Genomic DNA, 13,119 nt, shown 5'->3' with positions numbered 1-13,119 from the left:
GAAGGCCGCCGGGGGTTCCGGCGGGAACCGCGTGGGGGAGTAGGCGTGCTTAAGGTGGAAGCAGTTTACCTGCTGTGAAGACAAAGCACCAACCGGGCGGGTCAGAGCCCCCGGAGCAGCCGCTCGCGCACTTCGATCTCCAATCGATCCAGCATGTTGGCGCTCACCGGGGCCGCGAAGATCGTGTCGTCCCCGGCCAGGGTGCCGGCCAGGGCGGGCAGGCCGGCCTGGTCCAGGGCCAGGGCCATGGCCTGGGCGTAGCCGGGGGTCGTCTTGAGGATGAGGAGGGTGGGGGGGATCTTCTGGAGGGTGTAGGGGTGGGAGGGGGCCAGGGCGGGGGCGGCGCGGCGGTAGCGGCCCTCCTCCTTGCGGACGCCCAGCTTCTTCATGTGCCGGGAGAGGGTGGAGAGGGTCAGGTCGAAGCCGTCCCTGCGGAGCAGCTCCAGAAGGTCGCCCTGTTCGGTGATGTCCAGGCGGGAAAGGTGGCGGAGGATGGCCTCGTCCAGGTTCATGGGGACAATTTGCATTAATTTGCACAAATTTGCAAGAGGCCTTGCCGAATTCGTTGCGCGAAATTCACAGGAAAGGCGCAGGTTTTTTCGCTTGACCCCCCTCGGGGACGAGTGCACAATTTGCATTACGTGACCGGTATTCCCGTGTTTTTGCAGCCCATGACCGCAAATTTGCAGCCCCCCGCCCTCCTCCCCACCTACACCCCGTTCCCCTTCCCCCTGCTGCGCGGCGAGCGCGACCGGGTCTTCGATCCCCTGGGAAGGAGCTACTGGGACTTCTACGGCGGCCACTGCGTGGCCAGCACGGGGCATGCGCACCCCCTGGTGGCGGAGGCCATCGCGGTGCAGGCCCGGGAGCTGATCTTCTACAGCACCGCCGCGGAACTGCCGGTGCGGTCCCGGGCCGCCAAGGCCCTGCTGGACTTCGCCGAATCCGGCCGGGACGCGGGCATGGCCTCCATCTTCTTCTGCAACAGCGGCGCCGAGGCCAACGAGAACGCCCTGAAGATGGCCTGCCGGCTCACGGGGAGGCACACCTTCGCGGCCTTCCAGGGCGGATGGCACGGGCGCTCCACCCTGGCCCTGTCCGTCACGGACGATCCCGCCATCACCCGGCCCTACGAGCCCCTCCTGGCGCCCTGCCTGCGGCTCCCCTGGAACGACGTGGAGGCCCTGGAGGCCGCCGATTTCTCCGGCGTGGCCGGCGTGATCATGGAGCCCATCCAGAGCATGTCGGGCATCCGCCCCGCTTCGGCCCCCTTCATGGTCAAGGTGCGGGAGAAGACGAAGGCCGCGGGCGCCATGCTCATCTACGACGAGGTGCAGACCGGCATGGGCCGCCTGGGGCACCCCTTCGCCGCGGGCCTCCACGGGGTGCGGCCCGACATGATCACCTCCGCCAAGGGGCTGGCCTCGGGCGTTCCCATGGGGGCGCTGCTCCTCTCGGCCGAGGCCGCGGCTTCGGTGAAGCCCGGGGACCTGGGCAGCACCTTCGGGGGCGGGCCCCTGGCCTGCGCCGCGCTCCTGGCCACCCTCACGGTGATCCGCCAGGAGGGGCTCCTGCAGAACGTCTTCGAGCGGGAGCGGGAAATCCGGGAGGCCGTGGCGGGCACCTGCGTCACGGAGGTGCGGGGCTCGGGGCTGCTCCTGGGGCTGGTGGTGCCCGGCCGGGCCAAGCAGCTCAAGGCCCACCTCCAGGATAAGCACATCCTCGTGGGCGGCAGCGGCGATCCCGACGCGCTGCGCCTCATGCCCCCCCTCAACCTGACCCGGGCCGCCGTGGACGCCCTGGCCGAAGCCATCCGCACCTTCCCCGCTGGAGATTCCAAATGAGACACGCCACCGGCATCAGCGATTTCGGCATCGAAGGACTCGAGGAGATCCTCGCCCGGGCCATCCAGTGGAAGGCGGGGGCCCATCCCAAGCACCTGGTGGACAGGATCCTGGGCATGGTCTTCTTCAACCCCAGCCTGCGCACCCGCGCCTCCTTCGAGGCCGTCATGGCCCGGGGCGGCGGTTCGGCCATCGTGCTGGAGGTGGGCAACGGCGTGTGGAAGCTGGAGGACCGGATCGGGGCCATCATGGACGGGGACCGGGCCGAGCACATCAAGGAGGCCGCGCCCGTCCTGGCCCGCTACGTGGACCTGCTCGCCGTGCGCACCTTCGCCGCGGGGGCCAGCGACGAGGAGGACCACGCGGATCCCGTCATGAACGGCTTCCGGAACTATTCCACCGTGCCCACCCTCAGCATGGAGAGCGCCCGGGAGCACCCCTGCCAGGGGCTGGCCGACCTCATGACGGCCCGGGAGACCTTCGGTTCCACCCAGGGCCTGCCCGTGACCCTCACCTGGGCCCCCCACATCAAGCCCCTGCCCAAGGCCGTGCCCAACAGCTTCCTGCTCACCGCCGCCGCCGCGGGCTGCGAGGTGCGCGTGGCCCACCCCGAGGGCTTCGAGCTCCAGGGCGAGGTGCTGGCCCAGGCCCAGGCCCTGGCCAAGGCTTCGGGCGGCAGCGTGTCGTTGACGAAGGACCAGGGGGAGGCCGCCGCCGGCAGCCGCGTGGTGTACGCCAAGGCCTGGGGGCCCAGCACCGCGGGCGGCCTCAAGGCCGAGGCCGTCAAGGACCACCCCGACTGGATCTGCTCCCCGGAACTCATGGGCAAGGCCGCGAAGGACGCGATCTTCATGCACTGCCTTCCCGTGCGCCGCAACGTGGAAGTGGCCGACGGCGTCCTGGACGGCCCCTGGAGCCGGGTCGTGGACGAGGCGGAGAACCGCTTCCACGTGCAGCGGTCCCTGGTGCAGTGGCTTCTGGAGGCCTAGACAATGGTACGTTCCGCGAATCCCTTCGACGCCCTGCACAACGCCGCCAAGTACGTGCGGAAATTCCGCGGCCGGCCCTTCGTGGTCAAGCTCGGCGGCGAGATCCTGGAGGATCCCGCCCTGCGCAAGGCCGTGTGCACCCAGCTGGCCCTGCTCTGGAGCTTCTCCATCCCGATCGTCATCGTCCACGGCGGCGGCGCGGGGCTGGACGCGCTCTGCGGCGAGCTGGGCCTGGAGACCACCAAGGTCGCGGGCCGGCGGGTCACCTCGGCCCCGGTGCTGGACGCCGCGAAGATGGCCTTCAAGGGCCGCATCCAGATGGACCTGCTGGCCTCCCTCGAGGTCGCCGGGCTTCCGGCGGTGGGCCTTTCGGGCCAGGACGCCGGCCTCGTCAGGTCCCACAAGCGCCCCGTGGCCGAGGTGGACTACGGGCTCGTGGGCGACGTGGAGGCCGTGGACCCGGCGGTGCTCCGGCACCTCCTGGACGGCGGCTACGTCCCCGTGGTGGCGCCCTTCTCCGCCACCGCCGAAGGCCAGGTGCTCAACACCAACGCCGACACCATCGCCGCGGAGATCGCCTCCGCCCTGGGGGTGGAGAAGCTGTTCTTCATCCTGAAGGTGCCGGGGCTCCTGCGGGACGTGGCGGAGCCCACCAGCCTGGTGCCCCTGGCCGACCTGGAGACCCTCAAGGAGCTGGAGGGGGCCATCAAGGACGGCATGAAGCCCAAGATCACCGCGGCCCGCCGGGCCCTGCAGGGCGGGGTCAAGAGCGTGCACCTGGTGTCGGGAAGCCGCCCCGACGCCATCCTGGCCGAGGTGTTCACCAACGAGGGCAGCGGCACCATGCTGGTCGCCGACCGGAACGAGGTGGCCCCATGATGACCCCCGCGGCCCTGCTGGAATCCCTGGTGGCCATCCCCAGCGTGTCCCACGCCGAGCAGGCCCTGGCCGACCACGTGGCGGCCCTGCTGGGCGCCGAGGGCCTCGAGGTGCGCCGCACGGGCAACAGCCTCTGGTTCGAGGTGGGCACCGGAGGACCCCGGATCCTCTTCGCCAGCCACCTGGACACCGTGCCCCCCTGCGACGGCTGGAGCAGCGATCCCTTCACCCCCTCCTGGAACGGCGACCGCCTCACGGGCCTGGGCGCCAACGACGCCAAGGGCTGCGTCACGGCCATGATCCTGGCGGCCCTGGAGCTCCGGGACCTCAAGGGCGCCCGGGCCGTGTTCGCCTTCACCGAGGGCGAGGAGGTGGGGGGCAAGGGCATCCGGGAGGTGCTGCCGGACCTGGGCCCCCTGGACGCGGCCGTGGTGGGGGAGCCCACCGGGCTGGAGATCTGCGCCGCCCAGCGGGGCATGCTCATCCTGCGCTGCACCTCCCGGGGGGAGGCCGCCCACGTGGCCCACAGCCCCCTGGGCGAGAACGCCATCCACAAGGCCGCCCGGGACATCCAGCGGCTCGCGGCCATGACCTTCGAACCCCACGCGCTCCTGGGCGAGACCCGGGCCCAGGTGACCCAGGTGCAGGGGGGCAGGGCCCGCAACCAGGTGCCCGACGCCTGCGAATTCTTCGTGGACCTGCGCACCACGCCCAACCTGGACCACCAGGCCACCGCCGACCGCATCGCCCTGGAACTGGAGAGCGAGGTGGCCGTGCATTCCATGCGCTACGGGGCCGTGGCCACCGACCCCTCCGAACCCGTCGTGAAGGCCGCCCTGGCCGCCTCGGGCCGCAAGGCCCCCCGGGGATCGGCCACGGCCTCGGACTGGGCCTTCCTGGCCCACCTCCCCGCCGTGAAGGCCGGGCCCGGCGACACCCACCGCAGCCACCGCCCCGACGAATGGATCTCCCTGGCCGAACTGGAGGCGGGCATCCGCTTCTACGCCGCCCTGGCGCGGGAGTACGCGCGGGAGGCCTGCCATGTCTAGACCCCTTTGGGCCAAGGACCTGCCCCTGGACGAGGAACTGCACCGGTTCACCGTCGGGGCGGACCCCGAAACGGACCTCCACCTGCTGGCCAGCGACGCCGCCGGCAGCGCCGCCCATGCCCGCATGCTGGGGGAAACCGGGTTCCTGGCCGAAGCCGAGGCCCGGGCCCTGGTGGGCGCCCTGGCCGGACTGCGCCAGGAGGCCCTGCGGGGCGAGCTGGTGATCCTCCCGGAGGAGGAGGACGGCCACACCGCCCTGGAGCACGCCCTGGAGCGGCGCCTGGGGGAGACCGGCCGGCGCATCCACCTGGCCCGCTCCCGCAACGACCAGGTGGCCACGGCCCTGCGCCTGCACATGCGGGATCGGGCCCTGGACCTGGGCGCGGCCATGCACGCCGCGGCCCGGGCCTTCCTGGACCTGGCCGAGCGGGAGGAGGCGACGCCCCTGCCGGGCTTCACCCACCTGCGCAAGGCCATGCCCGCCACCTGGGGCATGTGGGCCGCGGCCTTCGCCGAAGGCCTGCTGGAGGAGCTGGAGGCCCTGCCGGCCCTGTGGGGGCGGCTGGACCGGTGCCCCCTGGGCGCCGCCGCGGGCTTCGGGGCCCCGGTGGCCGTGGACCGGGGCCTGAGCGCGTCCCTCCTGGGCTTCAGCCGGGTGCAGAACAGCCCCATGGACGTCATGAACAGCCGGGGCCGGTACGAACAGGCCCTGGCGGCCTGGGTCGTGTCCGCCGCCGGCACCCTGGAGAAGGCCCTCTGGGACCTGAACCTCTACAGCACCGAGGCCTTCGGCTTCGTCGCGCTGCCCGACGCCTTCACCACGGGCAGCAGCCTCATGCCCCAGAAGCGCAATCCCGACGCCCTGGAGCTGGCCCGGGCCCGCTGCCGGGAGCTGCGGGGCCTGGCGGGCCTCCTGGGCCACCTGGCGGGGGGGCTCCCCTCCAGCTACCACCGGGACCACCAGCTCCTGAAGGCCCCCTTCGTGGAACTGCTGGACAAGGGGGAGGAGCTCTTCCGCATCACCTCCCGGCTCCTGCCCGGCCTCAAGGTGGACCGGGAGGCCTGCGCCGGCGCCATCACCCAGGAGCTCCACGCCGCGGCCCGGGCCTGCCGCCTCGCCGCGGAGGGCCAGCCCTTCCGGGACGCCTACGGCCAGGTGGCCCGGGAGATCCAGGACGGCACCTTCCGGCCCGAATCCGCCGTCCCCGTGCGGCTGGGGCTGGAGCGCACCGCCGAATCCCTGGCCTCCTCCGCCTCCTGGATCAAGGAGCGCCGCGCCTTCCTTAAAACAACCTACGAACAACTTTTCGCCTGGGGTGCCCAATGAGCCACCGCGTCCTTCTCGCCTTCTCCGGGGGTCTCGACACCTCGTACTGCGTCCTGTACCTCAAGTCCCTGGGGCACGAGGTGCACACCGTCACCGTGGACACCGGCGGGTTCTCCCCGGCCGAGCTGGAGCGCATCGAGGGCATGGCCGCCAAGCTGGGATCGGCCTCCCACGCCACCCTCGACGCCCGGGAGGAGCTCTTCCAGGACTACCTGCGCCACCTGGTGGCGGGCAACGTCCTGCGTGGCGGGCTCTACCCCCTGTCCGTGAGCGCCGAGCGGGTCTGCCAGGCCCGGCGGGTGGTGGCCCACGCCCGGGACATCCAGGCCACGGCCCTGGCCCACGGCTCCACCGGCGCCGGCAACGACCAGGTGCGCTTCGACGTTGCCTTCCGGGCCCTGGCGCCGGACCTGGCCCTCCTGGCCCCCATCCGGGAGCTGGCCCCCAGCCGCGCCGAGGAGAGGTCGTACCTGGCCGAGCGGGGCTTCCCCTTCCCCGAGAAGGTGGAGTCCTACAGCGTCAACGAGGGCATGTGGGGCACCAGCATCGGCGGCAAGGAGACCCTGGACCCCTGGCAGAACCTGCCCGAGCACGCCTACCCGGGCGGCGAGGTGGATCCCCTGACCCCGGCCCGCACCCTGGTGCTGGGGTTCAGCCGGGGCGTCCCCGCGTCCCTGGACGGCGCGGAGCTGGGGCCCGTGGGGGTGATCCAGGCCCTCAACGCCCTGGGCAGCACCTACGGCATCGGCCGGGGCATCCACCTGGGCGACACCATCCTGGGCATCAAGGGCCGGGTGGCCTTCGAGGCCCCCGGGGCCCACCTGGTCATCACCGCCCACCGGGAGCTGGAGAAGCTCGTCCTCACCGGCAAGCAGCTCTTCTGGAAGGAGTCCCTGGGCAACCTCTACGGCAGCCTCCTGCACGAGGGGCACTTCTTCGATCCGGTCTGCCGGGACCTGGAGGCCTTCCTGGCCTCCACCCAGGAGGCGGTGACCGGCGACGTGCGCCTGGAGCTGCGCCCCCGGGCCTTCGCGGTGCAGGGGGTGAAGTCCCCGCGGAGCCTCGTGCGCCCGGACATGGCCAGCTACGGCGAGAGCACGCGGCTCTGGACCGGCGCCGAGGCCGCGGGCTTCGCGCACATCTTCGGCGTGCCCCAGATGATCGCCCTCAAGGCCAAGGGATGAAGGGAGCTTCCATGCGGATCCATTTGGACAAGATCGCGTCGGTGACCCGGAACCTGGGCCTGGGGCGCTGGGTGACCCTGGGCGACACGGTCGAGGCCCGGGAGGGCTCGGTCATCGCCGGGCGCATCCACGGCGAGAAGAGCGTCTACAACGAACTGGAGGACGTGCACGGGCGCATGAGCGTGCTCCACGACGGGGACATCATCGTCGGGGCCCTGGGCCACCGCAACGCGCTCCAGGGCTACGAGGGGGTGCTGCCAACGAAGGTGGCCCCCGGGGACCGGCTCCACCTGCTGAATCTGGGCGGGGTGCTGGGCCACTGCGTCTCCAGCAACCCGGGGGTGGGCGCCCCCTTCGAGGTGGAGGTGCTCGGGCAGGTGCTCTCCTTCCCGCAGTTCGGCAGCCGCCTGGGCCAGCCCGCCTTCATCCAGGAGAAGGCCGTGCAGGGCAAGCCCCAGGCCACGCCCGTGCCCGTGGTGTACGTGGCCGGCACCTGCATGAACGCCGGCAAGACCCTCGCCGCCTGCGTCCTGGTGCGCGCCTTCACCCAGGCCGGGTACAAGGTGGGGGGCGCCAAGCTCACGGGCGTGAGCCTCCAGCGGGATATCCTGGCCATGCAGGACTACGGCGCCGAGGCCATCCTGGACTTCACGGACGCCGGCGTCACCTGCACCGGCCCCGCCACGGCCCCGGGCGCGGCCCGGGCCATCTTCACGGAACTGGCGGACCGGGGCATGGATCTCATCATCGCCGAGACCGGCGACGGCATCATGGGGGAGTACGGCGTCCAGGCCATCCTGGAGGACAAGGCGCTGCGGGACTGGGGAGCCGCCTACGTGCTCTGCGCCAACGACCCCGTGGGCGTGGAGGGCGGGGTGCGCAACCTCAAGGAGGCCTATGGCATCCAGGTGGACGTGGTGGCCGGTCCCGCCACGGACAACCGCGTGGGAGGCCGCTTCGTGGCCACCCTCGGGCTTCCGGCCCACAACGCCCGGTCCCAGGCCCGGGAACTGGGGGCGCTGGTGCTGGACAAGGTGCGGGCCGCCCTGGAGGTGAAGCCGTGAGGATCGACGCCGCCATCCTGGGCGCTTCCGGATACGGGGGCGGGGAGCTCCTGCGCTGGCTTTCGGGCCACCCCGCCGTCGCGAGCCTGCGGGGCACCTCCCGCCACGCGGGGCGGGCCTTCGGCGACGTGCATCCCAACCTCAGCGGCCTGGTCCCCGGGGTCCTGGAGGAGGCCATCGACTGGTCCTCGTTCGCGTCCAGCGAACAGCCCGTGGTGTTCTCGGCCCTGCCCCACGGGGAGCTCGCGGGCCTGCTGCCCGGCCTGGAGCGCGCCTGGGACAGGGCGAGCATCGCGGACAGGGTCCTGCTGCTGGACCTGAGCACCGATTTCCGCGGCGTGGAGCACCGCCCCCGCTTCGTCTACGGCCAGCCCGAATGGAACCGGGAGGCCCTGGCCGGGGCCCGGCGCGTGGCGTGCGCGGGCTGCTTCGCCACGGCCCTGGAGCTGGCCCTCCTGCCCCTGCGGGGCCTGGACGTGGGCTTCCTGGCGGCCACCGGCGCCACCGGCTCCAGCGGCAGCGGGGCGACTCCGGTGGAAGGCACCCACCACCCCCTGCGCGCCCAGGATTTCCGGGCCTACAAGCCCCTGGCCCACCAGCACCTGGCGGAAGTCAGGGCGGCCATGGCCGAACTGGGCATCCAGGGCGACCTAGCCTTCGTGCCCCAGAGCGCGCCCATGGTGCGGGGGATCTTCATGTCGCTGCAGTTCCGGCTCCCCCCGGGCCTCACGGGCGAGGGCCTCGCGGCGAGGACCGCCGATGCCTTCCGGGACGCCCCCTTCGTGCGCATCGTCACGGGCTCGCCCCGGGTGGGCGCCGTGGCCGGCAGCGCCTTCTGCGACGTGGCCACCGCCTCGGACGGCAGGAACGGCGCGGTCCTCACCGCCATCGACAATCTGGGCAAGGGCATGGCCTCCCAGGCCGTGCAGTGCATGAACCTGGCCCTGGGGCTTCCCGAAGGGGCGGGGCTGCGGGTTCCGGGGTGCTACCCGGGCTGATCGACCTCGTTGACGCGAATCTTCCATAGCATCTAGGCTAGGTTCCGGGAGGTCCGATGGCCCGCGGGACATTGCTTTACCTGGGTTCCAGCTACCATCCGGGCCTGGGCGGTGCGGAAGTCACCGATAAACTGCTGCTCGAATCCTGGGTCGCGTCCGGGGGCCGGGCCGTGGCGGTCTTCTGGGGCAAGGATGCCCCCGGCACCCTGCGCGGGGTCGAGATGATCCCCGTGTCCGGTCCGGAGCGCATGCGGAGCGAAGCCCTGGCCGCCAAGCCCGACGCGATCTATGCCCAGTTCGGGGCCCACCCCATGGGCCTCGAGATCGCCGGCGCCCTGGGCGTGCCGGTCATGACCTGCCTCCACGACGGCCGCACCCTGTGTCCCGATCTCATCGCCCAGGCCACCTGCGACCACTTCTGCGCCCTGTGCCCCGTGGCGGGCACGGCGCCCGTGTACGTCACCAAGGCCATCCTCCGGCAATTCGACCGGATCCTGGCGCCGTCCCGGTACATGGCGGACCTGGCCAATGAGCTGCTGGGACGGGACGACGCCTCCGTGCTCTATCCCGCCGTCCAGCCCGTGCAACTGCCCCCGGGGCCGGAGGGCCGGTGCATCAGCATGGCCGCCGCGGAGTTCAGCAAGGGCGCCGACCTCTTCCTGCGGATCGCGGAACGGATGCCGGACCAGGCCTTCCTCCTCTCGGGCCGGGGCAATGCCGCCAACTGCGGCTACGATCCCAGACGCCATCCCAACGTGCGGGTCTCCGGGTTCCTGGCCCAGGAGGCGTTCTACGGGGAGAGCTGGCTGGTCCTGATGCCCTCCCGGTGGGCGGAGCCCTTCGGCCGCATGGGCCCGGAAGCCCAGTCCGCGGGCCTGCTGTTCATGGGAAGCCGGGTGGGGGGCCTCCCCGAGGCCGCGGGGGAGGCCGGCATCATCATCGACGACTACCTGGACCCGGACGCCTGGGTGAGCGCGATCCGCGCCCTCCAGGCCGATCCCGCGCGCCAGGAGCGCCTGCGCGCCATGGGCCGGGACACCTGGAAGCGCTTCGAGGCCGGCGCCCTCACCGCGCAGTTCTGCCGCTGGACCGAGGAACTGATGGCCCGGGGCCGGACCGCGAAGCCCGCGGCCCCGGCGGACCTGTTCCCGGCCTGGAGCGTCCCCGCCCCCCTGAAGGCGGCCTACTACGGCACCCTCGCCGCCTCCCTCCTGGGAACCCTCGCCTCCGCCCTGGGCGCCCCCGCCCCCTACGCGGCCCTCCCCCTCGCGGCTTTCTTCCTGTGCCTGATCCTCCTGTGGGGCCTCCACGCCGGCCCCCTCCTGCAGGTGCGGGGCACCTCCGGCCGGCGCTCGGGAATCCGCCTGATGGTCCTGGGCGCCCTGGCGGTGCCCGCGGCCCTGGCCCCGCGGGTCTGGCCCGGGTCCCTGTGGATCCTCCTCCTGGTGCTGTCCGCCATCGCCCTCACCTCCTGGCTCCACCGCGCCCGGGTCCTGAAGGACCGATTCCGAACCCTGGGTCGCTAAGGTGTGTCGGCAAACCCCAGGTGTCTTGAAACCCAGATGAAGGGGCTGTTCCAGGTTGAGCAGATCCCAGTTCATCCCCTCTATCGGCGTTCATCCCGGTTTCCGCAGGGCTGATGCAGAGGTGGGCCGGAGTGCACGTTACTCGCCGTCCATGACCCAAAGGTCGCGACAACTCCCGTCGGAGTTCAAACGGGGATAAACAGGATCCAGGGGAAGAAGCAGGATAAAGAACGTCAGGTCAACGCTGGAGCCATTTCCCCGAGAACAACCTATCGATTCATGACCTTGGGTTTGCCGGCACGGCCCAGGTGCCTTGGATTGGGAATTCGATTAGGTCCATTCGCGAAACCACAACTCCTCCGGGGCGGGGGGAGGAGGGGATAGAATTCGGGGCATGGAGCCTCCCCATGCGATCGGACACCGTCAAGAAGGGCATTGAACGCGCGGGGCACCGCAGCCTCCTCCGGGCCGCGGGGCTCAGGGACGAGGACTTCGGCAAGCCGTTCATCGGGATTTCCAACTCCTACACGGACATCGTCCCGGGGCACACCCACCTCCATGATTTCGCGAAGGTGGTGAAGGACGCGGTGCGGGAGGCGGGGGGCGTGCCCTTCGAGTTCAACACCATCGCCGTGGACGACGGCATCGCCATGGGGCACCTGGGCATGCGGTACTCCCTGCCCAGCCGGGAGCTCATCGCGGACGCGGTGGAGACCATGGCCATGGCCCACTGCTTCGACGCCCTCATCTGCATCTCCAACTGCGACAAGATCACCCCCGGCATGGTGCTGGGCGCGCTGCGGGTGAACGTTCCCACCATCTTCGTGACGGGGGGGCCGATGCTGGCGGGGCAGAAGCCCGACGGAAGCCGGTCCGACCTGATCACCGTGTTCGAGGGCGTGGGCAAGGTGCAGAGCGGCGAGATGACGGAGCGGGAACTGGACGCCATCGAGGCGAGCGCGTGCCCCACCTGCGGCTCCTGCTCGGGGATGTTCACGGCCAATTCCATGAACTGCCTCCTGGAGGCCATCGGCCTGGCCCTTCCGGGCAACGGCACCATCCCCGCCGTGGACGCGCGGCGCCCCTTCCTGGCCAAGGCGGCGGCCCTGCAGATCTTCGACCTGCTGGACCGGGACCTGAAGCCCCGGGACCTGGTGACGGCGGCCTCGCTGCGCAACGCCTTCGCCCTGGACATGGCCATGGGGGGATCCACGAACACGGTGCTCCACGGGCTGGCCATCGCCCACGAGGCGGGGGTGGATTTCCCCCTCGCCACGCTCAACGCCATCTCGGCGGTGACGCCCTGCATCTGCAAGGTCTCCCCTTCGGTGTCCCACGTGCACATCCAGGACGTGGACCGCGCGGGGGGCATCAGCGCCATCCTCAAGGAGCTCTCCCGCCGCCCGGGCCTCCTGGACCTGGAGGCGCCCACGGTGACGGGGAGGACCCTGGAGGAGACCATCGCCTCCGCCTCCACCAAGGACCCGGCGGTGATCCGCACGCTGGAGGATCCCTACTCCGCCGACGGGGGCCTGGCGGTGCTCTTCGGCAACATCGCGCCCCAGGGGAGCATCGTGAAGAGCGCCGGCGTGGACCCGGCGTGCCTGGTGTTCGAGGGGGAGGCCCTGGTCTTCGAGAGCCAGGACGCGTGCCTCGCCGCGCTGATGCTGCGCCAGGTGAAGCCGGGCCACGTGGTGATCATCCGGTACGAGGGCCCGCGGGGGGGGCCCGGCATGCCGGAGATGCTCTCCCCCACGGCCATGATCAAGGGGCAGGGGCTGGGGACTTCCGTGGCGCTCATCACCGACGGGCGCTTTTCCGGGGGCACCGCGGGCCTGTGCGTCGGGCACGCCAGCCCCGAGGCCATGGAGGGCGGGCCCATCGGCCTGGTGCGCGACGGCGACCGGGTGCGCATCGACATCCCCGCCCGGACCCTGGACGTGCTGGTGGACGACGGGGAACTGGCCCGCAGGCGCGCCGCCTGGGTCCGCCCCGCCCCCAAGATCACCCGGGGGTGGCTGGGGCGGTACGCGCACCTGGTGACCAGCGCCAGCCGCGGCGCGGTGCTGGAGCTGCCCCCGGACTGATCCGCAAGGATGCCTACGGAAGAATGCTGGACGGGCCGGGGCGGAAGGCTATCCTGGAATCCGTCCTCCGAGCCCGCGCAACCCAGATTTTCGGCCCCCGCCAGGCCCCGTCCGACCCTTCGGAATCGACATTCGGCGGTGGGCGTCCCGGGACGCGTGGGTCCGTGCAGAA

General features: G+C 71.5%; 11 protein-coding genes. 10 read left to right on the top strand and 1 reads right to left on the bottom strand.

What is annotated here, in order from left to right; genetic code table 11:
* Positions 1-101 precede the first annotated feature (101 nt).
* Positions 102-527: an arginine repressor gene (locus tag R2J76_RS16700; protein WP_316412776.1), complete on the bottom strand. Its 426-nt coding sequence runs from the start codon at positions 525-527 to the stop codon at positions 102-104.
* A 144-nt stretch (positions 528-671) separates the two neighbouring features.
* Between R2J76_RS16700 and R2J76_RS16695 the strand changes: the two genes are divergently transcribed.
* From R2J76_RS16695 to ilvD, 10 genes are all read left to right on the top strand, one after another.
* Positions 672-1,844: an aspartate aminotransferase family protein gene (locus R2J76_RS16695; protein WP_316412775.1), complete on the top strand. Its 1,173-nt coding sequence runs from the start codon at positions 672-674 to the stop codon at positions 1,842-1,844.
* Positions 1,841-2,833 (top strand): N-acetylornithine carbamoyltransferase, encoded by a 993-nt coding sequence (locus tag R2J76_RS16690; RefSeq protein WP_316412774.1) that lies wholly within the window; start codon positions 1,841-1,843, stop codon positions 2,831-2,833. Before R2J76_RS16695 ends, R2J76_RS16690 begins: the two co-directional genes overlap by 4 nt.
* Before the next feature lie 3 nt (positions 2,834-2,836).
* Positions 2,837-3,712 (top strand): acetylglutamate kinase, encoded by an 876-nt coding sequence (gene argB, locus R2J76_RS16685; RefSeq protein WP_316412773.1) that lies wholly within the window; start codon positions 2,837-2,839, stop codon positions 3,710-3,712.
* Positions 3,712-4,761 (top strand): M20/M25/M40 family metallo-hydrolase, encoded by a 1,050-nt coding sequence (locus R2J76_RS16680; RefSeq protein ID WP_394366846.1) that lies wholly within the window; start codon positions 3,712-3,714, stop codon positions 4,759-4,761. The genes argB and R2J76_RS16680 overlap by 1 nt, the downstream gene beginning before the upstream one ends.
* Entirely contained in the window at positions 4,754-6,088 is a 1,335-nt protein-coding gene (locus R2J76_RS16675) for a lyase family protein (RefSeq protein WP_316412771.1), read from the top strand. The genes R2J76_RS16680 and R2J76_RS16675 overlap by 8 nt, the downstream gene beginning before the upstream one ends.
* Positions 6,085-7,272, top strand: coding sequence for an argininosuccinate synthase (argG, locus tag R2J76_RS16670; protein ID WP_316412770.1), 1,188 nt, complete (start codon positions 6,085-6,087; stop codon positions 7,270-7,272). Before R2J76_RS16675 ends, argG begins: the two co-directional genes overlap by 4 nt.
* A gap of 11 nt (positions 7,273-7,283) precedes the next feature.
* Positions 7,284-8,336, top strand: coding sequence for a hypothetical protein (locus tag R2J76_RS16665; RefSeq protein ID WP_316412769.1), 1,053 nt, complete (start codon positions 7,284-7,286; stop codon positions 8,334-8,336).
* A complete protein-coding gene (gene argC / locus R2J76_RS16660; protein ID WP_316412768.1) occupies positions 8,333-9,334 on the top strand; it encodes an N-acetyl-gamma-glutamyl-phosphate reductase in 1,002 nt (333 codons plus the stop codon). The genes R2J76_RS16665 and argC overlap by 4 nt, the downstream gene beginning before the upstream one ends.
* Positions 9,335-9,390: 56 nt before the next feature.
* Positions 9,391-10,860, top strand: coding sequence for a glycosyltransferase family 4 protein (locus R2J76_RS16655; protein ID WP_316412767.1), 1,470 nt, complete (start codon positions 9,391-9,393; stop codon positions 10,858-10,860).
* 407 nt (positions 10,861-11,267) lie between these two features.
* Entirely contained in the window at positions 11,268-12,947 is a 1,680-nt protein-coding gene (gene ilvD / locus R2J76_RS16650; RefSeq protein ID WP_316412766.1) for a dihydroxy-acid dehydratase, read from the top strand.
* The last annotated feature ends 172 nt before the right edge of the window (positions 12,948-13,119 follow it).

Origin of the sequence: Mesoterricola silvestris (genome assembly GCF_030295405.1) — a bacterium.
GTDB lineage: Bacteria > Acidobacteriota > Holophagae > Holophagales > Holophagaceae > Mesoterricola > Mesoterricola silvestris.
Note: the sequence above shows the minus strand (reverse complement) of the source record. Positions and strands in the feature narration are given on the sequence as shown.